This window comes from Oculatella sp. LEGE 06141 (genome assembly GCF_015207605.1).
Classification (GTDB): Bacteria; Cyanobacteriota; Cyanobacteriia; order Elainellales; family Elainellaceae; genus Oculatella.
The window spans coordinates 56071-77012 of record NZ_JADEWO010000018.1; the positions used below are offsets into that span (position 1 = coordinate 56071).

The 20942-nt window shown below is 50.6% G+C and carries 23 protein-coding genes and 1 riboswitch; of the genes, 8 read left to right on the top strand and 15 right to left on the bottom strand.

What is annotated here, in order from left to right:
- Window positions 1–141 precede the first annotated feature (141 nt).
- Entirely contained in the window at window positions 142–2037 is a 1896-nt protein-coding gene (locus IQ268_RS14295) for a S9 family peptidase (protein ID WP_193879969.1), read from the top strand.
- Here IQ268_RS14295 and IQ268_RS14300 read toward each other — a convergent pair.
- Both IQ268_RS14300 and IQ268_RS14305 read right to left on the bottom strand, forming a co-directional pair.
- Complete coding sequence (locus IQ268_RS14300) at window positions 2026–2226, bottom strand: hypothetical protein (RefSeq protein WP_193879971.1); 201 nt, start codon at window positions 2224–2226, stop codon at window positions 2026–2028. The genes IQ268_RS14295 and IQ268_RS14300 overlap by 12 nt on opposite strands.
- 44 nt (window positions 2227–2270) lie before the next feature.
- Entirely contained in the window at window positions 2271–3293 is a 1023-nt protein-coding gene (locus IQ268_RS14305) for a tetratricopeptide repeat protein (RefSeq protein ID WP_193879973.1), read from the bottom strand.
- A 503-nt stretch (window positions 3294–3796) separates the two neighbouring features.
- On the opposite strand from IQ268_RS14305, the gene IQ268_RS14310 reads away from it, so the two are divergent.
- Both IQ268_RS14310 and IQ268_RS14315 read left to right on the top strand, forming a co-directional pair.
- The gene (locus IQ268_RS14310; protein ID WP_193879976.1) at window positions 3797–4453 is read left to right on the top strand and encodes a class I SAM-dependent methyltransferase; all 657 of its coding nucleotides are present in this window, start codon (window positions 3797–3799) and stop codon (window positions 4451–4453) included.
- Window positions 4454–4929: 476 nt separating this feature from the next.
- Window positions 4930–5742 (top strand): glycosyltransferase family 2 protein, encoded by an 813-nt coding sequence (locus IQ268_RS14315; RefSeq protein ID WP_193879978.1) that lies wholly within the window; start codon window positions 4930–4932, stop codon window positions 5740–5742.
- A gap of 392 nt (window positions 5743–6134) precedes the next feature.
- On the opposite strand, the gene IQ268_RS14320 is transcribed toward IQ268_RS14315, so the two are convergent.
- The 8 genes from IQ268_RS14320 to IQ268_RS14355 all read right to left on the bottom strand — a co-directional run bounded on the left by IQ268_RS14320 (window position 6135) and on the right by IQ268_RS14355 (window position 13076).
- Window positions 6135–6275, bottom strand: coding sequence for a hypothetical protein (locus tag IQ268_RS14320; protein ID WP_193879980.1), 141 nt, complete (start codon window positions 6273–6275; stop codon window positions 6135–6137).
- Window positions 6276–6325: 50 nt separating this feature from the next.
- A complete protein-coding gene (locus tag IQ268_RS14325; RefSeq protein ID WP_193879983.1) occupies window positions 6326–6478 on the bottom strand; it encodes a hypothetical protein in 153 nt (50 codons plus the stop codon).
- 505 nt (window positions 6479–6983) lie between these two features.
- Window positions 6984–7241, bottom strand: a complete 258-nt coding sequence (locus IQ268_RS14330) for a hypothetical protein (RefSeq protein WP_193879984.1) — start codon at window positions 7239–7241, stop codon at window positions 6984–6986.
- A gap of 126 nt (window positions 7242–7367) precedes the next feature.
- Entirely contained in the window at window positions 7368–7733 is a 366-nt protein-coding gene (locus IQ268_RS14335) for a response regulator transcription factor (protein WP_193879987.1), read from the bottom strand.
- Between the two features lie 156 nt (window positions 7734–7889).
- Window positions 7890–8558, bottom strand: a complete 669-nt coding sequence (locus IQ268_RS14340) for a response regulator transcription factor (protein ID WP_193879990.1) — start codon at window positions 8556–8558, stop codon at window positions 7890–7892.
- Entirely contained in the window at window positions 8555–10069 is a 1515-nt protein-coding gene (locus IQ268_RS14345) for an ATP-binding protein (protein ID WP_339383306.1), read from the bottom strand. The genes IQ268_RS14340 and IQ268_RS14345 overlap by 4 nt, the downstream gene beginning before the upstream one ends.
- A gap of 214 nt (window positions 10070–10283) precedes the next feature.
- Window positions 10284–10784, bottom strand: a complete 501-nt coding sequence (locus IQ268_RS14350; protein WP_193879993.1) for a hypothetical protein — start codon at window positions 10782–10784, stop codon at window positions 10284–10286.
- 192 nt (window positions 10785–10976) lie between these two features.
- Entirely contained in the window at window positions 10977–13076 is a 2100-nt protein-coding gene (locus tag IQ268_RS14355) for a serine/threonine-protein kinase (RefSeq protein ID WP_193879995.1), read from the bottom strand.
- A gap of 646 nt (window positions 13077–13722) precedes the next feature.
- Here IQ268_RS14355 and IQ268_RS14360 point away from each other — a divergent pair.
- A complete protein-coding gene (locus IQ268_RS14360) occupies window positions 13723–14085 on the top strand; it encodes a VOC family protein (protein ID WP_193879998.1) in 363 nt (120 codons plus the stop codon).
- Window positions 14086–14132: 47 nt separating this feature from the next.
- Window positions 14133–14208: riboswitch (Glutamine riboswitch) on the top strand.
- 33 nt (window positions 14209–14241) lie between these two features.
- Window positions 14242–14445 carry a DUF4278 domain-containing protein gene (locus tag IQ268_RS14365; protein ID WP_193880000.1) on the top strand — a complete coding sequence of 68 codons (204 nt, stop codon included), beginning with the start codon at window positions 14242–14244 and terminating at the stop codon, window positions 14443–14445.
- On the opposite strand, the gene nei is transcribed toward IQ268_RS14365, so the two are convergent.
- The 3 genes from nei to fabI all read right to left on the bottom strand — a co-directional run bounded on the left by nei (window position 14411) and on the right by fabI (window position 16918).
- Window positions 14411–15316, bottom strand: coding sequence for an endonuclease VIII (gene nei / locus IQ268_RS14370; RefSeq protein WP_193880003.1), 906 nt, complete (start codon window positions 15314–15316; stop codon window positions 14411–14413). The two genes, IQ268_RS14365 and nei, sit on opposite strands and share 35 nt — an antisense overlap.
- A 7-nt stretch (window positions 15317–15323) precedes the next feature.
- Window positions 15324–15980 carry an imidazoleglycerol-phosphate dehydratase HisB gene (hisB, locus tag IQ268_RS14375; RefSeq protein WP_193880006.1) on the bottom strand — a complete coding sequence of 219 codons (657 nt, stop codon included), beginning with the start codon at window positions 15978–15980 and terminating at the stop codon, window positions 15324–15326.
- Window positions 15981–16141: 161 nt separating this feature from the next.
- Window positions 16142–16918, bottom strand: a complete 777-nt coding sequence (gene fabI, locus IQ268_RS14380) for an enoyl-ACP reductase FabI (RefSeq protein WP_193880009.1) — start codon at window positions 16916–16918, stop codon at window positions 16142–16144.
- Window positions 16919–17437: 519 nt separating this feature from the next.
- Here fabI and ntcA point away from each other — a divergent pair.
- The 3 genes from ntcA to IQ268_RS14395 all read left to right on the top strand — a co-directional run bounded on the left by ntcA (window position 17438) and on the right by IQ268_RS14395 (window position 20075).
- Window positions 17438–18109, top strand: coding sequence for a global nitrogen regulator NtcA (gene ntcA, locus IQ268_RS14385; RefSeq protein ID WP_193880012.1), 672 nt, complete (start codon window positions 17438–17440; stop codon window positions 18107–18109).
- Between the two features lie 76 nt (window positions 18110–18185).
- The gene (locus tag IQ268_RS14390) at window positions 18186–19613 is read left to right on the top strand and encodes a DUF3084 domain-containing protein (protein ID WP_193880015.1); all 1428 of its coding nucleotides are present in this window, start codon (window positions 18186–18188) and stop codon (window positions 19611–19613) included.
- A gap of 27 nt (window positions 19614–19640) precedes the next feature.
- Window positions 19641–20075: a resolvase gene (locus tag IQ268_RS14395; protein ID WP_193880018.1), complete on the top strand. Its 435-nt coding sequence runs from the start codon at window positions 19641–19643 to the stop codon at window positions 20073–20075.
- A gap of 45 nt (window positions 20076–20120) precedes the next feature.
- On the opposite strand, the gene IQ268_RS14400 is transcribed toward IQ268_RS14395, so the two are convergent.
- Window positions 20121–20384 (bottom strand): DUF3146 family protein, encoded by a 264-nt coding sequence (locus tag IQ268_RS14400; protein ID WP_193880020.1) that lies wholly within the window; start codon window positions 20382–20384, stop codon window positions 20121–20123.
- A gap of 39 nt (window positions 20385–20423) precedes the next feature.
- Window positions 20424–20738 (bottom strand): hypothetical protein, encoded by a 315-nt coding sequence (locus IQ268_RS14405; protein WP_193880023.1) that lies wholly within the window; start codon window positions 20736–20738, stop codon window positions 20424–20426.
- Window positions 20739–20942 lie beyond the last annotated feature (204 nt).

A 20942-nucleotide genomic window follows, 5' to 3' on the forward strand; every position in this document is an offset into this window, starting at 1 on the left:
CGTTACACCAGATCTACTGACCTTTCAAAAACGGCACGGGATCTATAGCCCCGCAAACGCTCCGTTAGTTAAACTCAAAACAACACGTGTTATCCCTGAATTGCATTGATTGCTATCCTGTTGTTGATTGTTGCCTTAACAATGCCCGCTATACCTGCAACTGAAATTAGACCCAACGACAATCTTATTGCGGAAGGCATTCCGCCCATTTCAGCGTCATTGGCAGAAACGGTCGATCGCTACACTGAATTTCGGGCGGCCAGTCTGGCAAGTTGGCATCCAATTGAGCGAGAAATGCTGATCTCAACTCGATTTGGAGATACAGCGCAGGTGCATCAGGTGGCCTTTCCCCTGGCAAGCCGCAAACAGCTCACGTTTTTCCCAGAACGAGTATCCGGAGCATCCTATCAGCCGATTCAGGCAGATTTTTTTGTTTTTAGCAAAGATATCGGCGGTAACGAGTTCAGCCAAAACTATCGATACGATTTTGCGACTGGAACCGTCACTCTGTTAACAGATGGGACATCCAAAAACAGTCGGGGCATCTGGTCTCATGCTGGAACACAGATGGTTTACACTTCCACCCGACGCAGCGGTGCCGATTCTGATTTTTATCTAATTGATCCCTCACAACCTGAGAGCGATCGCCTCTTTGCCCAAGTTGAAGGTGGCGGTTGGTTTCCCTTAGGCTGGTCACCGGACGATCGCCAGATCATTGCTATGGAGTATGTTTCTATTAATGAAACCTATTTATGGCTGTATGACGTAGCAACGGGTGACAAAACGCTGCTCACGCCCAAACAGAACTCTGAAATCGTCTCCTATCAAGCGGCGGTATTCAGCAAAGACGGACGTGGGCTGTATGTAGTCAGCGATCGCGACTCTGAATTTCTGCGGTTAGCCTATTTCGACTTTGAAACGCAGCACTACACCTACCTGACCAACCACATCCCCTGGGACATCGAAGATATTGAGTTGTCGGACGATGGCAAACTGTTGGCCTTTACAGCAAATGAAGCGGGAGCCAGTGTTTTACATCTGCTGGATACAGCAACGGGCGAGGAGCGATCGCTGCCCCCGCTGCCTGTGGGTCAGGTGTTTGGGTTGAACTGGCATCGAAATAACCAGGACTTAGGATTCACGCTGATCTCAGCTCGATCTACGGCAGATGTGTACTCGCTGGACGTGACGACGGGTGTAGTCGAACGCTGGACTGAGAGCGAAACGGGTGGCCTCAACACCGAATCGTTTCCAGAAGCGGAATTAGTCAGGTGGCAAAGTTTTGACGATCGCACCATTTCCGGTTTTTTGTATCGGCCTCCTGCTCGTTTCGTCGGCAAGCGTCCGGTGATCATTAACATCCACGGAGGGCCTGAAGGCCAGTTCCGACCAACGTTTTTAGGCCGCAGCAATTATTACCTAAATGAATTGGGTGTGGCTCTGCTGTATCCTAACGTGCGCGGCTCATCGGGTTATGGCAAGACGTTTCTGCAACTCGACAACGGCTATTTGCGCGAAGATTCCGTCAAAGATATCGAAGCCTTGTTAGATTGGATTGCCACCCAGCCCGATCTGGATTCCGATCGCATTCTGGTCACGGGCGGCAGTTATGGTGGCTATATGTCTCTGGCCGTTGCGACCCACTATGGCGATCGCATTCGTGCCTCAATTGATATTGTTGGTATTTCCAATTTCGTCACGTTTCTGGAAAAAACAGAAGGCTACCGCCGCGACCTGCGCCGAGTGGAATATGGCGATGAGCGTGATCCCGAAATGCGACAGTTTTTGCTCACCATTTCTCCCATTAATAACGCGCACCGCATCCAGAAGCCTCTGTTTGTTATCCACGGGCAAAACGACCCGCGCGTGCCGTTATACGAAGCAGAGCAGATCGTGTCTACGGTTCGACAAAACGGCATCCCGGTTTGGTACCTGATGGCAAAGGATGAAGGACACGGCTTCTCTAAGAAAAAGAACGTCGATTTTCAGTTCTACGCCACTATCCAATTTGTGCAAGAGCACCTGCTAAAAACATAGAGAACCTGTGGGGAAACCCAGCTCCCGGATTCCCATACCTGTAGACTTCGACTGCACCTGACCAACCGAGAGCCGACCAACCGAGAGCCGACCAACCGAGAGCCAACCAACCGAGGGCTGAGCGCAGTCGAAGCCCGGCTGGCTAATGTGTTGACTAGTTTGCCAGTCTGTAGAACGTTGAACTGCCATTCAAGAGAGTCTTTGCGTGGGGGACAGGTTAACCGTCGTGCCCATTACCAGCGATCGCGCTCCAAATCATAAATAGCTTTCTCCCAGTACCAATCTTCTGGTCGGTTGGGATGCTTTTGCTTCAACCGCTCCACCAGGCCAATGACAATGCGGCGATCGTCACCCACCAGACGACGCAATTTGTTCTGCACTTTTTGGCTGGGAGTACCCGCAACCATGCGGCGTGAACTCGACTGGGGCACAGCACTCACTGTGCGATCGCCAGTGGTCGCAATTCTGACTTGAGCGGCCTTGAGCTGATAGATAGTATCCAGCATTTGCTGAGCCATTGATGGTTCAGCCTGTTTCTGAAACAAATTGGCCGCCTGCTGATAATCGTCGATCGCCCCTCGCCAGTCGTGTAACTCTGCTCGCACTTTACCGCGACTGGCATAAGCGCTGGCATCCTGCGGATCGATTTGCAGCGCCCAATCTAAATCTTCGATCGCGCTATGGAAATAGCCCCGTCTTGCCTTTTCAATCGCCTGCTGCAAGAACTCTTCATTATTGATGGGGGGAAGCGTTGGCGGTGATGGTTGTGCATCGGGTTCAGGCGTAGCTGGCGCTTGCAGTTGGCGAATAGTAGTCAGGCAATGACGGGCATTCGTCAGGTCTTGAGCATCCAGATACAGTTCTGCCGCTTTGCGATAGCAGGAAATAGCTTTTGCGGTTTCGCCTTGCTGGCGGCGGATAGTACCCAACAGATTGTAAGTCAGGGCGTGGGTGGGTTTAAGCAGTATGGCTTTTTTGGCATCTGCGCTGGCATCGTTTAAATTGCCAAAGGCGATGTACGCCAAACTGCGAGCATAATAAGCGTTGAAATGGTTGGAGTCTAATCGCAGGGTTGCCGTGTAGTCGGCGATCGCCCACCGAAATTCGCCCAGCTTAAAGCGAGCCAGCCCCCGACGGTAATAGGCTTCGACAAAGGTTGGGTTGAGCAACAGCGCCTGATCAAATTCAGCGACTGCCGCTTTGTAGTCTTTCTGCTCTGCTTTTTCTACCCCTTGCCGATAAAACGCGTCGTGCATCAGTTCGCTTCAACAGTTGAGTTATAAATAGCTTCATGGGCTTGCAAACTTGCAATCCTATTCCTTCAGCTTAGCTCACCCCCATTGGTGTCATTGATCACAATGGACTGTTTTTTAGCGGCTGATAATCCATGCAATCTGATGACGGCATTTCAGAGTGCCCATGCCCCATCCCGCGCTTGAATAACGTAGCTAATGGGTTGCATTCGCTCCCTTTTCTGCTATTTTTTGCTATTTACAAAAGGCTTTAAGCCCACAACCTCAGGAACTGCCGAACCAGTTCTGGGGCAAAATCCCCTAGAATTGGGAAATAGCGCCTGCGGTAAGCCCAAAAAAGAGGCGGTTCGAGCTGCGCTTCGCACTTTGTAAAGCAACCTCTTAGCGACTGGGATAGATCACGAATGGGGGCTTATTGCTGTCGCCCGCAATCGCTGCTTCTGTCGCTCCGCCTTTTAACGGTAATTGTGGCCATAACGCCACGCAGTTGAGACACTAGCGTAACGATGAACACAGCACCCTCCAAGTCTCGTCCTGCTCCCGGTTGGTACAAACGGCTGTTTGCCTGGTTGATGGCACACGCCAATGCAGAGTATGAGGCAACAGTAGCCGATCGCAAACGAGATTTGTTTACCGATCTCAACGGTACCGTTGTAGAAATTGGCCCCGGAAGTGGTCCCAACCTGGCCTATTATCCTGCGGATATTCGCTGGATTGGCATTGAGCCAAACCCATTCATGCATGTCTATCTGCGGCAGGAAGCCGAGCGCCTGGGTTTAACGGTTGACATTCAAACCACCTCTGCCGAACGGTTAGAGTTTGCCGATCGCAGTGTGGATGCTGTTGTCAGTACATTGGTGCTGTGTTCCGTGCCAGATCTGGAACGCACGTTGCATGAAATTGTGCGCGTGCTAAAGCCAGGCGGCCGTTTTTTCTTTTTAGAACATGTGGCTGCCCCAGCCAACACGCGATTGCGGCGAGTGCAGCAATGGATTCGTCCACTCTGGCGTGCCGTTGGGGATGGCTGTAACCCCGATCGCGAAACCTGGGTTGCGATCGAACAGGCCGGGTTTGCACAAATTGACTACCAGCACTTTCGGGCGGATCTTCCAGCTATCGTCAGTCCACAAATTATTGGAGTGGCAACGAAGGCCACCGCTTAGCGATCGATCTACTGCCCACAGCCAAGCCTTCCGTAGCACATCTAAGAGGCTTAATTTTCTATGCAAATTAACACAGATTGATCGGCTAAAGTTCAGCAAAACAAACGATATGGCGATCGAATCGGTTCAACATCTCGGCATTTATCACGATTCGAAATACCACGTATTCATGCAAAATCTTGAAACTAACGGTTGCAAATCTTTGATTTCAGGCAAAACAATTTGCCAGTAACAACACGTCTGTAACTGCTCTGCGATCTTCAATGATTTCACGCGCAAAAGACCCACTTTTGCCAGATCGCAGTGAGGATTTTTACCATTCCTCACCACACCACACGGATGCATTGGTATCAATGATCAACCTTTATTTAAGAAACATCCTTTAAGATAAAAAATCCTTAGGATTTCAAAAATAGCTAAGACTGAGACATTGTGTCATTGCTCTCTTCCCGTAATCCATCAGGAGAAGCATACAAGTGAAATTGTCCATTATTACTGCAACTCATCGCCGTTCAGAGACGTTCAAAACAATTTGTCTGCCCAGCGTATTGTCCCAGCGGTACAAAGAGTTTGAATGGATTATCGTCAACGATGGCAGAGATTTAGCAACTCGAACCATTGTTAAATCTATCGATACTGAAATCTCAATTCAGTACATTGAAACATCGCATCGAGGGCTATGCGCCTCCAGAAACTTAGGATTAGAGCGAGCCACTGGCGACCTTGTTGGATTTTTAGATGACGACAATTACATCCACGAATCCTATGTGGAAGCGATGGTTCGTCATTTTAATCACAATACAGCGATCGCAATGGGAATGCCCATTCAAAACCGCAGACGAGACATCTACAAAAACGGCAGATTAGTGATGCGGGGCAGAGATTTTGCCAGCCCAAAACCTAGCATTACGAATCAAGATTTGATCATGGCGAATGCCCTGTTTGACAGCAATGGCTTTATTCACCAGCGCAACGATCGGCTCAGATTTAACGAAAACCTGCTTGTGCTTTCAGATTATGAGTACTTGTTGCGGTGTTTTAGCGAGTTTGGCCTGGGGTCTTTCTCGCTCTGCCCGCAGAACCTGGTAGAGTACGTTCAAACAAACGAGGGTATTATCGGTCAAGCTAGCTTCAAAGACTGGCTGAGGGAGTCAGAGTACATCTGGGCGCATCGATCGCATTACAACATCTTCTCCGTTGTCCGTCCCAGTTCGTGGATGCCTGAAAAAATTGTTGATTTACGGCTGAAGGTTTACGACAATGAGCGGCTACACGAATTTTCGGCTTAAAAACAAAAAATCCCCAGCCGAAGCTGAGGATTGAATCAGGGTGCATCTACCAATTCCTTATACTGAGTTGAGCGATCGAATCAGGAAAAGTAGGCGAGATTTCCGAAGATTTTTTTGAGCCACGCTGTACTTAATTGTAGTTCAGGTGTACTATATTTGTAGTGGTATATCCCTTATCCCACTCATGCTCCAGCAGCCGTTTCCGCAGGCTGCTTTTTTATTGTTGAAACGGTTCGGGCTGTTGGGCTGTCGAGCTTTTGGACAATGGCCACTGCCTCAAAAAATTAAAAATCCCCAGCCGTAACTAGGGATTCGTTGGGTGTATTCACCAATCTCTATATTCAGCGTTCCCGCTTTTTCAGAGAAATCACGAGGAGATTCATAAAAGTTTCTTATAACTTTTCAGTAATTAGGAGCGATCGTGGATAGGACACCCCCGCTGCCACCGTATGAGACCAGATAACGTGGCGATCGCTTCGCCTAACGCCAAACAAAAAATCCCTGGCACGTAACCAGGGATTTATAGGGTGCATCTACCAATCTCTTCTACTTAGCTTTCCCAGGTATTCAGGAAAATCACCGTTTACGAGATGAAGTTTTTTTGGGTTGCAGTTAATGAGTAGGGGCGATCGCGGACTGGCTCTGTTGTAGTCAGTGCAGCCGCACAACGTACACCTGGTTCAAAATCCTCCGTTTCACCAGATGCCCGGTGCGGTTCCCCATCGGCACGAACCATTGATGATAGAAGAGAAGTGACGATAGAAGAGAAGCAACATCGCCGCTGTCACGCTATCTCTCCATACCCATCTGAGTTACAGCAGTTCTCAATCGAGTCAGCCACAGTCTCGCCAAGAGGGGTGTGGGGTGTGGGGTGTGGTGAATGCAAATGAAAATGGCTGTAAAACAAAAAATCCCCAGCACGCAGCCAGGGATTTGAATCAGGGTGCATCTACCATTCCCTTCTACAAAACGTAGATGCTTAATCAGGATAGTCTCAAGAAAGTTAGTTCATCGGCCATTGCTAAATCAACAGATGAATCGGTGAGAGGGCATAGCTCTGTTTGCCTCCCAAGTTTTCCCAATCCTGGGGATGTTGCAGGTTCTGGACGTTCCCTAGAACTGAGGGTCGAGGGCGAATTTATAGAATGATTGAGCAACGCCGTTCATCGCTCTCTCGATAACGATGTAACGGCTGCTTCACTTCTGTGCTTACAGCGCCAGGTATCTCTCTGCCCTGTATCCTAACTGTTTTGGGATTGCTGCTCGTCCTGAATTAGCTGCTCTTTTGAGTCGCCCCAATACGCACTGTAGGTCCAAACTTCGTTTGTTCCTCTTGTTTCTACAGACCATCTGTATGTAGCTGATTTGGGATCAACCCCTACCTCAATTAGCTTTGCGCCCATGTAGTATTCCATCTGGCGCTTTTTCATGTCCTTAAGCCCATCGGGTTGATTCTTGCCAAGCGTTTTGGACATGTGCGCTTGTGTTGGTTTTGCCATGCTGATCGATGCCTCTTTAGTAAACCCTCAGAATTTCCAGGATAAAGAATTATACGCAAAGTTTCAGCCTTCTGGCCTGATTCAACAGCACTAACACCAACTAATCAATGACGTGGCGATCGCCTCCTATACCCGATGGCTCAAATGCACCTGAATACACGCCAATAAATCACTGAACCGAAACGGCTTGGTGATATAGTCACTGGCACCGCGACGCATACTTTCAGCGCGATCGCTTTCTCCATCACGAGCCGTGACAATAATCACTAGCGCCTGCTGTTTTAAGCGCCGTATTTCATCCAACACAAACCAACCATCCTTTCCAGGCAGACCCAGATCCAGGAGAATGACATCAAACGGTCGGGTTTGGGCAAACTGCAATGCTTCATAACCATTGTTGGCAATGGTTGTGTCGTATCCAAACTTTCGCAGTCCCTTTTCCACAAACGCTGTAATACGCGGTTCATCTTCAGCAATCAAAATTTGTTGCATGACCAGGTTGAGAGAAGATACGTTGTGCCGTCCATTAACTCTGGTTCAGCGGCTGTTGCAAGGCTACTTTGGCACACTAATTGACTGAACGTTCCCCTGGAAACCTAGCATGGTCAAACCCGATGAATGGAACATGAAGGCTAAATGAGAATATTCTTACGTACGGCAACGGTAACCCATGCCGCGTACGGTTTCAATCAGGTCGTCGCCTAATTTCTTGCGGAGATAGCCAACATACACATCAACAATGTTGGAGCCTGGATCGTAGTCGTATCCCCAAACATGGTTGAGTAACTGTTCTCGGCTGAGTACCTGCCCCGGATGGCGTAAAAAGGTTTCTGCCAGAGTGAATTCGCGGGCAGAGAGGTCAATGTAGCGATCGCCCACCTGCACGCGGCGGGTTCGCAGGTCTAGGGCAACGTTTCTTAAGCGCAGCACCATCTCGGACGAGTTAACGGCCGCTGTACTGGTACGGAGTCGGGCACGAATCCGCGCCAGCAGTTCCTCAAACCGAAAGGGCTTTGTCACATAGTCGTCTGCCCCGGTTTCAAACCCAGCCACTTTGTTATCAACATCATCTTTTGCCGTCAGAATAATAATTGGCAAATGTGCCCCTTGCCCCCGCAGTTCTTCGAGAACCGTCAGTCCATCTTTGCCGGGTAAGCCTAAATCTAACAGGATGAGGTCAAATTCACTGTCTAAAGCCATCTGTGCCGCTTCTTTGCCGTCTCTAACGGCTGTGGTGGTAAAGCCGTTGGCCTGTAGACCCTTTTCCAGAAATGCTGTAATTCGGGGTTCGTCTTCAACAATCAAAATGCGATTCATCCCGATAGTTTCTCCTGTGGAGGCTCTAAAGGAAGAACAACTGTAAAGGTTGAACCCATACCCGGTTGGCTAACCAGGTCGATGCGGCCACCGTGCGCCTCGGCCACGGCTCGAACAATAGATAGCCCTAAGCCTGCTCCTTCAGAACGACGATAGCTGTTTGCAGCACGGGCAAATCGTTCAAAGATGCGCTCTTGATCGGCTGGAGCAATTCCTTCTCCGGTATCACGCACCCAAAATTTCACGTTGCTTCTAGTGAGGGCGGCTCCCAGTTCAATGACATCCTCGCATTGCGTGTACTGAGTTGCGTTTTGAGCCAAGTTGATGAGCGCTCCTGTAATGCGTTGTCGATCGCCAACAATACGACCTGTTCCTTCAATGGTTAGTTTCCAGTTCCGTTCGGCTAATGCTTGCGCCTTCGCAAACAGCTCCTTTGTAAAGGAAGGAACGTTGATAGTTTCGAGCTGAAGAAAGTCAGGCCGTTCTGCCTTGGCTAGTAAAATCATATCGTTAACGAAGCGGCTCATTCGATCTAGCTCGTCTAACACAATTTCTAGTGTTTCTTGCTGCTCTTGAGGATCATTCCCCAATAACTCTAAATGGCCGCGAATGATTGTAATGGGAGTCCGCAATTCATGCCCTGCATCATTGATAAAGTTGCGCTGACTATTGAAAGCAGATTGAATTCGGTTCATCATGGCATTGAACGTTTCTGCCAGTTCTGCCATTTCACCGTTGCCCTGAACCGGGATGCGGCGATTCAGGTCAGACTCGCTGATCGAACGAGCAGTGGTTGATAAGCTGCGGACTGGCGATAGCACCTGCCCTGTTGCAGCCCACGCTAAAACAAATGAAATGACCACCACGCCCAAGGCCACTCTAGTGAATACCAAAACAGCGGCCAGGGCTTCCTGACGTTCACCCAGGGTGATATGAGCGACAACAAAGGTACCTCGAACCACTCCATCCAGCTCCAGCGGTTCTAGCAGATAAATAACGTCGCCCATGTTGGGATCGGCCAATTCCTGCTTGACAGCGGTGGAAATGCTCAATTCTCCCGCCTGTTTCCAGCGTTGTACTAACGGAGAATTGGGCTGTAATTGGGCTGGTAGTACGGTTGGATTGGACTGATAAAATTCGCCCTCAATTAACACAATTAAAAAGTTGTCGTCTTCCGGAAGTTCGTTCGCCAAGAAGTCAGCAACAAACTGCTTGAGACTGTTAACAGATTGGTTTGGTTCTTGTTCCCAGCGTTGGTAATACGTTCTAAACTCATCCATTTCTCGCCGCAGATCGTCACGAACTCGACTATCAACGCTGGTAAACAGCAAAAAGCGGAAGATGGGAATAGAAACGGCTGTGAAAAACAGCATCAACACCACATAGAGAAGCAAAATTCGCGTTCGTGCTTCGCCCATCGCCCGATTCCACCAAGCGCGATCGCGCCATTTCATCTCGTCTGCAATTCGCTTGAGCGATCGAACGACTGAGCGCTTCCATGTACTGCTCACGAATCAGTCCTCGTATTGGTCTGGGAGATGATTTGAAGCCACTATCGTATCTGCTAAAAGCTACGCCATCTGAATTCAATGCTTTATTCGACCGAGGATTGCCTATATTTCTTATATCAAACTCTTCCACCGCAACGAAAAAGAGAGCAATTGGATGCTCCCTGTTCTAGGTTGTTGATATTGAGTGACGCCAAACCACTAGACCAGCGTTAGCCTACTTGCTGCCGCGATCGCGCTCTAAATCGTAAATCACTTTTTCCATATACCAATCGGTCGGGTGGTTAGGATACTTGAAGCTCACCTGCGTTAACAGTCGGTTAGCCGTAGCGCGATCGTCGTGCAACAGCCGCATCAGCCGTTTCTTCAGCTTGCCGCTGGCGCGATCGACGTTAACATCATCGCCCTGTCTACGAGACTGGACACTGTAGCGATCGCGTGTCGATTGGGGTTGGCGCTGGTGTTGCAGGGCACTCGCAACAATAACCGCACCCCCTCCGGCTAGCAGTGCCAGCGCTACCCCAGTGCGGCTGTTATCTGCGGTGGTCTGGGCAGACCATTGATTATTGGCAAACGGTTCAAACGACTGCATTAGCGATGGCTCATGCCGTAACGCTGCGGTAGGAGATACCTCAACCGCCAGCAGGCTTCCCAGCGCTCCAGCCACCAGAAATGACAGAGCTGTTGCAGATTTGGGAAGAGAAAAGGAACGAAACATTTTGGATGTGCGAACTCAACAGTGGTAGGAGCCACGCACCTTAGCTGGTGTAGGGTTGCAAGGCCAAACCCCTGCGGTAGAACCCTCAGTGAAACAGTTAGTGCGTAACGTTTAAGCTATGTCGCTTGATTTTAGTTTAGTAAACCACTGTGACAGCAATATGACAGCCCTATATCGGTAGAAATGGCTGGCTCAATCTTTTGCGTCTGGAGACTCAGGATCGATCGCTTCAATTGGAGTAGAGGTAACACGATCGATCGCCAGATCAAGCTGATAGTCGAAGGGTTCAGTGGTCGTGGAAACGATCACCACTTCATAAAACCCAGACTGCGGCAAGCGTCCCGACCAGGTGCGTTGAGCCGCATCTTCAAGCAAAAATGGACTAACCGGGGTGGGGCGTGGTAAATAAATCGACAAGAGCGTGCTGCGAGCAGGCGCTTGCAGATTGAGGCGCAGATGTTGACCTTCGGACAGGTTGGCAATGTAAACCCGTCCATCACCCGGTTCCAATCGACCGCTAATCTGCTTACCATAGCTATCGTCCTCAAACCGGACTCGCTCCAGGTTGCGGCCCGCTTGCAACGTGGCTACCGCATCTTCCGCGATCGCGTGCCACACTTGCCCGATGGGTTGAGCAATGAAGTTTTGGTCTTGCTGATTGGGAAACAACTGAAAAAATTTGGCATCGGCTAAGTCATTGAGCGCTCGACTGCTGACATAAAGCCGATTCACCGATTGTTTCCAGCGATCGCGATCGGCCTGGGTATATTGCCCCAGGTGACTACGAGCTTCGGCACTCAGGTTTTGCTCTAAAGTGGTCAGCAGGTCGTTGGCGATCGCGTCCCAGCGGGTGCGCCATTCGGCATCGGCAGCCCCATCGGTTAAGGTTCGTCCTTGCTGGTCGGGATAGCGGTCATAAAAAGCACCATTAGTCAGGTCGATCAAAAACTGGTAATCAATTTTCAGGGCTTCCCGGCGATCGCGCAATGCGATTTTGCGTTCCTGTTCGCTGGGTGGAAAGTTAGAGGAGGTATCGCTTCCCGGTTCCACGGCTTCAGGCGGGTTGAGTTGAGAAATGACCACGGGTAGCCAGCGATCGCGCGTTTGCCATCCGGCTCCCGCTAAGCCCATCAGCAGAAACAGCGGCAGCACGGCTTGACCCAGCCCTCGACGCTTTGGCTGAGGTAAGGTCGATTGGGGAACCGCTATGGTTGGGTTGGGCAGGGCAGTGGTTGGGTTGGATTGGGTTGGCGGCGACAGAAAGGGGTCAAGCTCCAATTCCAACAGGGGTGGCGATGTATAGCCAACGGGGGGTTGGGTAGCGGTTTCGTCAAATTCAAACGGATTGCCAGCCAGGGCTTGCAGGACTTCCTCCGCAGACTGGTAGCGATCGACCGGATTCGAGGCCAACATGTGCGTTAACACAGCTATTAGCGTGGGGCTGAGGTGAACCCGGTCTTGCCAATTCTGGCGCGGAGAACCGCTAAGCAAGTCCTGTGGGTCATCTCCGGTCAGCAGTACCAGGACGGTAACGGCCAGGGCATACAAATCGCTAGGCGGGTAAGCCCTCCCCATTTGCATTTGTTCATCGGGCGCATAGCCCATTTTGCCGAGCCGAGTTGGAGGAGCCGCGATCGCCTGATTCATCTGCACGTATTGAGCAGCGGCAGCGGATATCTGCTTCACGCCTCCAAAGTCAATTAAAACGGGCATTTGGTCGTCACTTCGCAGGATAATGTTATCCGGCGAGATGTCGCGGTGGATCACCCCAATACCGTGAAGGTATTGCAGAACGGGCAGCAATTGCACCAGCAGTTGAGTCGCTTCTACTTCCGAGAAGCACACGCCACGTTGCTGTTTTCGGGTTTCTAAAAGCTGCTGGTAGGTTTGACCATCAATATAATCTTGAACTAAAAACAGGTGATCCCGGTCTTCGAATGTGGCTCGAAACAGTTCACGAAATTGGGGAATCTGCGGATGTTGAAGCTTATAGAGAATCCCGGCTTCTCGACCAAACAGTTCTTCTGCCTTTTGCAGAGCGTAGGTTCCTTCCACCTGGGGGGCAAACTCTTTTAAAACACAGGGTTCGTTAAACCGATTGATGTCTTCTGCTAAATAGGTTCGCCCAAAACCGCCGTGCCCTAACTCGCGCCGAATGCGATACCGTAATCCCAAAATAGAGTCAGACGGATGATGGCCTGACGAAGGTTGGGAAAGGCGTTCGCCACACAGATAGCAAAACCGACCTTCATGGGAGTTGAGGTGTCCTTGACTGCAACGGACGGATGTCATTTAACCGCGATCTCCTGGGTTAGGCATTATCTTGCCCAACACTAGCTTACCCATCCATTACAGCCTTAATCTTAGGAATCAGGTAGACCCAGGAAAAATATCGCGATCGCCCCGTCTCTCCGTATCGGCAAAGCCGATAAGATACCAGGTCATGAGAGGTCGGTCGCCTGATGCCTTCAGCACTCTGACGACCTGAATACCAAATATCTAGTCAAGAATATTGTCAATGCTATCCAGGGGGGCGCTGCAACCCCCTGGATGGCCAACCCTCACGTTAAAACGGGCAACGCGGAGGTTTGGGAGATTTAACACTCCTGTTAAGTTACCCTGTTTTGCGCTGCACTGACAACGGGGTTAGCCGGTTTTTTGGCGTTCCTGTGCGTTAGCCAAAACCGGAGTCCTATCAGGTCGGCTCCTGTCGGTGTGTTAACGATGATGGTATCGACGCTCGCAATCCTCAGCAGGCCGCTCAGCAACCAGACGAGATGGAGCGATCGCACCCCGTCGTCTCCCTTCAGCCGCCGATAAAGTGAACCTTTGAGAGGCCAGCGATGGATGTCACCTGCGGTGAAACGGGTTGGCTCAATCGCAACAGTCGATCGCTATAGTTAAATCAAAAACTGACCACACGTTTTACCAACCCACTATGAAAGTTACTCAATCGCTGCACACCGCGCTGCTGGTTTCTAACCTGGAGCAAGCAGAACATTTCTACGGCACCGTTTTAGGATTGCCAAAAGTCGATCGCGTCCTCAAATTTCCGGGTGCATGGTATCAGCTCGGCTCCTATCAACTGCACCTAATTGTCGATTCGGCCTATTCTACCCAGATTCAAAATCAGCAGAAATGGGGACGCAACCCTCACATTGCCTTTGCAGTAGACGATCTGGAACAAGCGAAAGCGCAATTAACAACCCACGGCTGCGATATCCAACTCAGCGCGTCAGGACGACCTGCCCTGTTTACCCGCGATCCGGATGGCAACATTGTTGAATTATCGCAGACGTAAACTTGACAAATCCAAATTTTTCTGTAACACTGAATACAGAAACAAAAAACGTTCATCCTTTCAAAGCTTTCAACAGTTTTTTTAGAAGGACGGAAGTAGGGTCAACACCCGAAGGAACGCGCCTCGTCAATCGACATCCCTGAAGGAGGCGAATCCATGAAACTTCAATATCGCGGTGCTACATACGACTACAATCCACCTGAAGTGGTTTACAGCAGTAGCAACACCGTTGGCAAATACCGTGGGCTAGACTTACGATTCCGCAATCTTCGTAAGGTACCTGTTTTTCAGCCTACGTTAGATCTGATTTATCGCGGCGTGCATACTAAAGCCAGCACATCAGCCCCTGCCGCATCCTAAGCAGCAACGAGCGAGTGGAACCGTTTAATAGAGACTGAAGCACCCTTGAGGGGTGCTTTTTTTGGCAATTGGGGCAATAGTAGTAACGCCGTCCGGCAATGTCTTTGACAATAGGCGTGCCGCACACAAAGCAAGGTTCGCCCTCGCGGTTAAACACCCAATGGCGATAGGCTTGCCGCCGTACCCCTTGCTGGCGCAGTTGGGCGGCCAGGTTTGGATCGTTCGTAATACCGCCTGTTTCGTAGGAGCGACGAGAAATCGCGATCGCCGCCTCTGCCAGTCGGGCGATTGCCTCATTATCACAGTCCACCGGACGCAAGGTGGGATGCAGCCGCGCTACAAACAGCACTTCACTCCGCAAGTAGTTGCCCAATCCAGACAAAAAATGCTGGTCTAGCAACAGCGCCGTCAGAGAGCGACGGTAAAAGCGTTTGTCCTGAAACCGTTGGATCACCGCATTCAGCGACACCGATGCATCCAGCACATCGGGGCCAATTCGGCTCAAAAACGGATGTACCGCAATCTCCGATTCCGTCAACACCTCAATATCAGACGCGCTGTAAAGCAACGCTGATTTTTCCTGTGTGTGGATGGCTAAGCGAAGTTGACGGGTCGTTTCAGGATAAGAATAGGCGTTGCGGATCACCCATTTACCGTAGAGCTGGTTGTGGCTGTAGATGCTGAGCTGGTTGTTAAACCGAATCAGCAAGGCTTTGCCTTTCGGGTCAACCGCCGTTACAAGGTTGCTGGCAAACTGCGGCTCGTAGGGCTTGAGCCGGTCGAACGCAAACCTTACTTCCACAATGGGACGATGGGCGATCGCCGCGGCAATCTCATCTGCCGCCCGTTTAATCTCTGGCCCCTCTGGCATAGGCTACTTATAAAACGCCTTTGGAACTGGGGATCAAATGCGCCCGACGGGGATCGGTTTCGGTCGCCATCCGCATCGCTCTGGCAAACGCTTTGAAGGTTGCTTCAATAATGTGATGCGAATTGATACCGTCCAATTGCCGGATGTGGAGCGTCATTTGCGAATGGTTGACGATCGCCACAAAAAACTCGCGCACCAGTTGAGTGTCGTAGGTTCCTACCCGTTGTGTGGGAATCTCAAGCCCATAGCTGAGGTGAGGCCGCCCCGAAAAGTCGAGCGTTACCTGTACTAACGCCTCATCCAGTGGTGCAAAAAAGTGTCCAAATCGGGTAATTCCTTTGCGATCGCCCAACGCTTTTGCGATCGCCTGTCCCAGGGTGATCCCAACATCTTCATTGGTGTGATGATCGTCAATTTCCACATCACCCGTCGCCCGGATCGTTAGATCGATCAATCCATGAGACGAAATTTGATGCAGCATGTGGTCTAAAAACGGAACGCCCGTTGCCACATCACACCGCCCCTGCCCGTCCAAATTGACGCTGACATGGACATCCGTTTCCTGGGTTTTGCGACTAACAGATGCCGTTCGAGTTAAAGTCGGTAATTCGATCGCAGCATAATGACTGGGTTCAGACGGGGCGTTTGGATCACGAGTTTGCATAGGATAAAGCCCAAATAAACCAAACCATAAACAACCCATGAGGGTCATCAGGCATCATTCTCTATGGTATGCCTTGAGCGGGCAGGTTCACCATCTGGCAATGGATGCATTAGCGATAGACAGCAATTGGTGCTCTGCAACCAATCAACTGCCACCCGCACTTACATCCCCATAATTTCGTAACCTGCATCTACGTAAATCACCTGCCCGGTGATGCCGCTGGATAAGTCGCTACAGAGAAATGCTGCCGTGTTGCCCACTTCCAGTTGAGTCACCGTCCGACGCAACGGAGCCACATTCTCGACATGATGAATCATATCGAGGATGCCGCCCACCGCTGAGGAGGCCAGCGTACGGATGGGACCAGCCGAGATCGCGTTAACCCGAATGTTTTGAGGCCCCAGTTCCGCCGCCAGATAGCGCACATTCATTTCCAATGCCGCTTTGGCAATTCCCATTGTGTTGTAGTTGGGGATCACCCGCACCCCCCCCAGATAGGTCATCGCCACAATGCTGCCCCCGTCGGTCATCAACGGTTTAGCCGCCTTGCTCAGGCTCACCAGGGAATAGGCACTAATGTCGATCGCCTGCAAAAAATCCTGCCGAGCAACGCTGCTAAAGTCGCCGCTGAGGGACTCTTTGCTGGCAAAGGCAAGGCAGTGAATGAGGATGTCAACCGTGCCCCATTTATCTCGAATGGTGTCAAAGGTTGACTGCACCTGCTCCTCATTTTGAACATTACAGGGCAAAAACAAACTGGGTTGAAGCGGCTCGACCAGTTCTGCCACCTTCTTTTCCATGCGGCCTTTTTCGTCGGGCAGATAGGTTATCCCCAGATTGGCACCCGCCTGATGGAGTTGCTGAGCAATGCCCCAGGCGATCGAACGATTGTTGGCAATCCCAGTAACAAGGGCGTTTTTTCCAGTCAAATTCAACATGGCGATTTAATTAGGGCAATTTCAACAAAATGGGACTGATGCAGCCAGAGTGCTTTTCAGGGGGACTTATCCCCACAGAAGGACATCCCGGTTATCCCCAAACAGTCTGAGCTGCGTAACTCGCACGCAACGACTCGAATGCAATTAGGAGAATACTGAAAAAGACGGCACAAAGATAGGGGAGACAGGGTAATTTCACCGGAGAGAGAAGCGATCGCAGCAACAAAACTCAAGCCCCATCAGCCTTTCATCTTTGATAAACAAATCATGCGTCGGGTGCATTTCGATCGCCAATTCCAACTGCTTATGAGGAGTGTCATCCGCCGTTTGGGTGAATTTACACTCAGAACAAACGTATTTACTTAGAATGTGTAGCAAGCACTACAAAAAACTAGATGGGAGTTACGTTTTAGTGTTCTAAAGTCAAAAAGTTCTCACAGTAACATTTTGCTCAATGCAGTAGTCGATAAGACAGGCGATCGATTCAAAATCTCACGAGATGCTCGGAAGGGGAAGAGTATGGTAATGACGCAGGACAAGCCACTCGCAAACGTGTTTCGCCAGCTCGGTGGAGGCGCGTTTCCGCCTGTAGTTGAAACCTTTGACCGGGGTAAAACCATTTTCTTCCCAGGCGACCCGGCAGAGCGAGTTTACTTTTTGCTCAAGGGCGCTGTAAAGCTATCCAGGGTATATGAAGCCGGGGAAGAAATTACGGTTGCTCTATTGCGAGAAAACAGCGTTTTTGGTGTGCTGTCGTTGATTACCGGACAGCGAGCCGATCGCTTCTATCATGCCGTTGCGTTTACACCGGTTGATCTGCTGTCGGTGCCCATCGAACAGGTTGAAAAAGCGCTTAAAGATAATCCTGAACTTTCAATGTTGATGCTTCAAGGGCTATCGTCTCGGATTTTGCAGACCGAGATGATGATCGAAACCCTGGCGCATCGAGATATGGGATCGCGGCTCGTTAGTTTCTTGCTGATTTTGTGCCGCGATTTTGGAGTGCCAACCTCAGAGGGGATCACAATCGACCTGAAGCTGTCGCATCAAGCGATCGCCGAGGCCATTGGCTCAACTCGCGTTACTGTAACTCGGCTGTTGGGCGATTTACGGCAGGATCAAATGATTTCAATCCATAAAAAGAAAATTACGGTTCACAATCCGGTTGCTCTCAGCCAACAATTCACCTGAGCCAATGGGTTTGAATTTAGTCAATCGATACCGTTCAGAATACAGTAGGCTGTATCTGGACTGTTATGGATAGGCGATGACCACAGGGCTGGTCTTGATTGCAGCCATTTTAGTGTTAGGCGGAGTGATTGCCACGGTGGGCGATCGCGTCGGTATGCGCGTTGGTAAGGCTCGCCTCAGCCTGTTCAACCTGCGTCCTCGCAAAACGGCAACGTTGGTCAACATTTTGACGGGTAGCATCATCTCGGCAATTACCTTTGCGATTCTGTTTGCTGTCGATGATCAGTTGCGAACGGGTGTGTTTGAGCTGGAAGAAATTCAAAGTGATTTAGACACTGCCCGCACAGAATTGCAGGAAGCGACGCGAGAAAAGCGGCAAATTGGCCGGGAATTGAACCAGGCTACCGCCCAACAAAACCAGGCGCAGCGGCGACTGCGGCAAATTAATCGATCGCTCAACTCCGCTATTGAACGGCAGACCCAAACCGAAGCGCAGTTAAACCAGACCCAAACCCGTCTCAACCAGGCGCAAGCGCAACTCAGCGAAATTCAGCCCCGGTTTGAACGGGCGCAGGCGCAACTGCGAACCGTGTCGCAACAAACCGATCGGCTACGCATTGAAATTAGCCAGCTTCAGTCCGATCGGCAGGAGCTAATCCGACAGCGGGATGAGGTGAGAGAACAAATTGCCCAACGCGACCAGGAAATTGCCCAACGCGATCGCGCCATCGCCGAACGAGAAGCCCTGTTAATGCGGTTGGAAAATCAGCGGACTGTGCTGATGCGGGAAGTAGAAGCCCTGGAACAGGCGGTTGCCGTCTCACAGCAAGAACTGCTGGATCTGCGGTTGGGCAATCTGGCCGTGATTCGAGGTCAAACGCTGGCAACCGGAGAATTTCGGGTGGTAAATGCGGGGGGAGCCCGGCAGGCGATTGACCAACTGCTGCAAGCGGCCAACCGCTACGCGCTTCAGCGAATTCGACCCGGTACAATCGAGCTAGACACGCAAATCGTGCAAATTACCAACAGCCAGGTCGAACAGCTTGTAAGCCAAATTCAAGATGGGGAAGCGTATGTGGTTCGTATCCTTTCTGCTGGAAACTATGTGGTCGGAGAACCCTGCGTGTTAGCCCGTGAGTCTTGCGTGGCGGTGGCGGCAGAAGCGGCTCCAAACCGCCTGGTGTTTCGGGCTGGAGAAGTCGTGACTTCGACCTCTGCTGATCCCACCAGCATGAACAACCGCCAGATTCAGGAGCAGATTCAACTCTTGATTGATGCAGCACAGTTTCGGGCACGGCAGGCTGGTATTTTGACTGATACAATCCAGATTGCAGATGGCAGTATTGAAGCAGTGTTTCGCTTTTTCGAGGCGGTTCGACAGTACAACCAGCCGGTAGAGCTTCAAGCGATCGCGGCGGTTGATAGCTATACCGCAAGAGCTAGATTTGAGCTGGTTGCAGTTCAAAACGGCCAGATTCTGTTCGGCACTCAAACACTACGCTGATTTTGACCTCTCATTGCTAGAGTTTTGATGTCTTTATCTTTTGAAGCTCCGGCTCAACCCGTCATTTTAGGATTTGATCCTGGACGCTCCAAGTGTGGGGTGGCGGTTATGGGACTAGACCGGAATCTTTACTATCATCAGGTGATCCCGGCAGAAGAGGCGATCGCTACCATCCAGGTGCTGCAAGGAAAGCTGCCCATTTCAATGGTGGTGATGGGCGATCAAACTACGGCAAGTCAATGGAAAGAAAAAATCAATGCTGGTTTAGCAGAACCCCTGCGAATCATCATGGTAGACGAGCGCTATAGTTCGCTGGAGGCGCGCGATCGCTACTGGAAAATGTATCCGCCTCGTGGGGTGTTCAAACTAATTCCTCGCAGCGTTCGCAGCATTCCTCGCCCGATTGACGACATTGTGGCGATTCTCTTAATTGAACGCTACCTGGGACGGCTCACCGACTAACAGAAGCAATAGGCGATCGGCACGGCAGAGCGTTCGGCAGTGCGCTTAGAGTTCGGCACGAATCGTGAAGTAATAATCTCCGCCGGGTTCAAGTTGATAATCGCAGCGTTCTAGAAAACGACTGAGCGGCTCCTTAATCAAGGCTCGGCCAAGGGACGGTTCTACCGACAGTTCGCCCTGCTTGAAGCGCCACTGAAACTGCCATTCATATTCACTGGCTCTGACTTCGCCCTCAATTCGACCTTGATGCCAGGATTGATGCGTAATCCGGACATGAGCAGTCGTTTCAGGTAGACGTTTAGAACTCACAGTCGCTCTCTTTTCCTGCTAGCTGCCTAACAACAGCGGTTACGGTGTGGTACTCGACTTCTGAGCGAGTCGCGCCTCCGGCTCATGAACCCACATTACCAAACCTCTTGGCACTCTAGTCAGGATAACGTTATTTCCACGAGCCGTCATAAGTGCCGCCTTTTGCCGTGCCACGTCCACACTGGAAAAAAATCGCACGTAGGCGTAAAACTGCCCCTCATAAAAGATGGCGCTGGTGGGTTTGGGCGTATCCGGTAATGCAATGTGGCATCGTTCTACCAGCTTTTGCACAAAGATGGGAGTTGGCTCTACGTAATTCTGATAATTTGACTTGTCTTTTGGCATCTCCAACACAAGAACTCTCCTAATATGCAAGTGCCTAGCAGGATTGCGACCTGATCATCACCGCAAATCTAGCCAAGTGCCAGAGCAGGAGCCAACAGTTAAAATACAGAACTTAGCGGATAGCTGATTCGCTTAATGCGAATTTTATTGATAACTCCGTGAAAATACCGCAGTGATGCCCAACCCTTGCTAGACCGTTGGGGGAGAGGCGAT

Coding starts and splice junctions, on each gene's coding strand:
- IQ268_RS14295 (WP_193879969.1), top strand. CDS start 142: ATGCCCGCTATACCTGCAACTGAAATTAGACCCAACGACAATCTTATT.
- IQ268_RS14300 (WP_193879971.1), bottom strand. CDS start 2,226: ATGGCAGTTCAACGTTCTACAGACTGGCAAACTAGTCAACACATTAGC.
- IQ268_RS14305 (WP_193879973.1), bottom strand. CDS start 3,293: ATGCACGACGCGTTTTATCGGCAAGGGGTAGAAAAAGCAGAGCAGAAA.
- IQ268_RS14310 (WP_193879976.1), top strand. CDS start 3,797: ATGAACACAGCACCCTCCAAGTCTCGTCCTGCTCCCGGTTGGTACAAA.
- IQ268_RS14320 (WP_193879980.1), bottom strand. CDS start 6,275: ATGCACCCTATAAATCCCTGGTTACGTGCCAGGGATTTTTTGTTTGGC.
- IQ268_RS14325 (WP_193879983.1), bottom strand. CDS start 6,478: ATGGTTCGTGCCGATGGGGAACCGCACCGGGCATCTGGTGAAACGGAG.
- IQ268_RS14330 (WP_193879984.1), bottom strand. CDS start 7,241: ATGGCAAAACCAACACAAGCGCACATGTCCAAAACGCTTGGCAAGAAT.
- IQ268_RS14335 (WP_193879987.1), bottom strand. CDS start 7,733: ATGCAACAAATTTTGATTGCTGAAGATGAACCGCGTATTACAGCGTTT.
- IQ268_RS14340 (WP_193879990.1), bottom strand. CDS start 8,558: ATGAATCGCATTTTGATTGTTGAAGACGAACCCCGAATTACAGCATTT.
- IQ268_RS14350 (WP_193879993.1), bottom strand. CDS start 10,784: ATGTTTCGTTCCTTTTCTCTTCCCAAATCTGCAACAGCTCTGTCATTT.
- IQ268_RS14355 (WP_193879995.1), bottom strand. CDS start 13,076: ATGACATCCGTCCGTTGCAGTCAAGGACACCTCAACTCCCATGAAGGT.
- IQ268_RS14360 (WP_193879998.1), top strand. CDS start 13,723: ATGAAAGTTACTCAATCGCTGCACACCGCGCTGCTGGTTTCTAACCTG.
- IQ268_RS14365 (WP_193880000.1), top strand. CDS start 14,242: ATGAAACTTCAATATCGCGGTGCTACATACGACTACAATCCACCTGAA.
- nei (WP_193880003.1), bottom strand. CDS start 15,316: ATGCCAGAGGGGCCAGAGATTAAACGGGCGGCAGATGAGATTGCCGCG.
- hisB (WP_193880006.1), bottom strand. CDS start 15,980: ATGCAAACTCGTGATCCAAACGCCCCGTCTGAACCCAGTCATTATGCT.
- fabI (WP_193880009.1), bottom strand. CDS start 16,918: ATGTTGAATTTGACTGGAAAAAACGCCCTTGTTACTGGGATTGCCAAC.
- ntcA (WP_193880012.1), top strand. CDS start 17,438: ATGGTAATGACGCAGGACAAGCCACTCGCAAACGTGTTTCGCCAGCTC.
- IQ268_RS14390 (WP_193880015.1), top strand. CDS start 18,186: ATGACCACAGGGCTGGTCTTGATTGCAGCCATTTTAGTGTTAGGCGGA.
- IQ268_RS14395 (WP_193880018.1), top strand. CDS start 19,641: ATGTCTTTATCTTTTGAAGCTCCGGCTCAACCCGTCATTTTAGGATTT.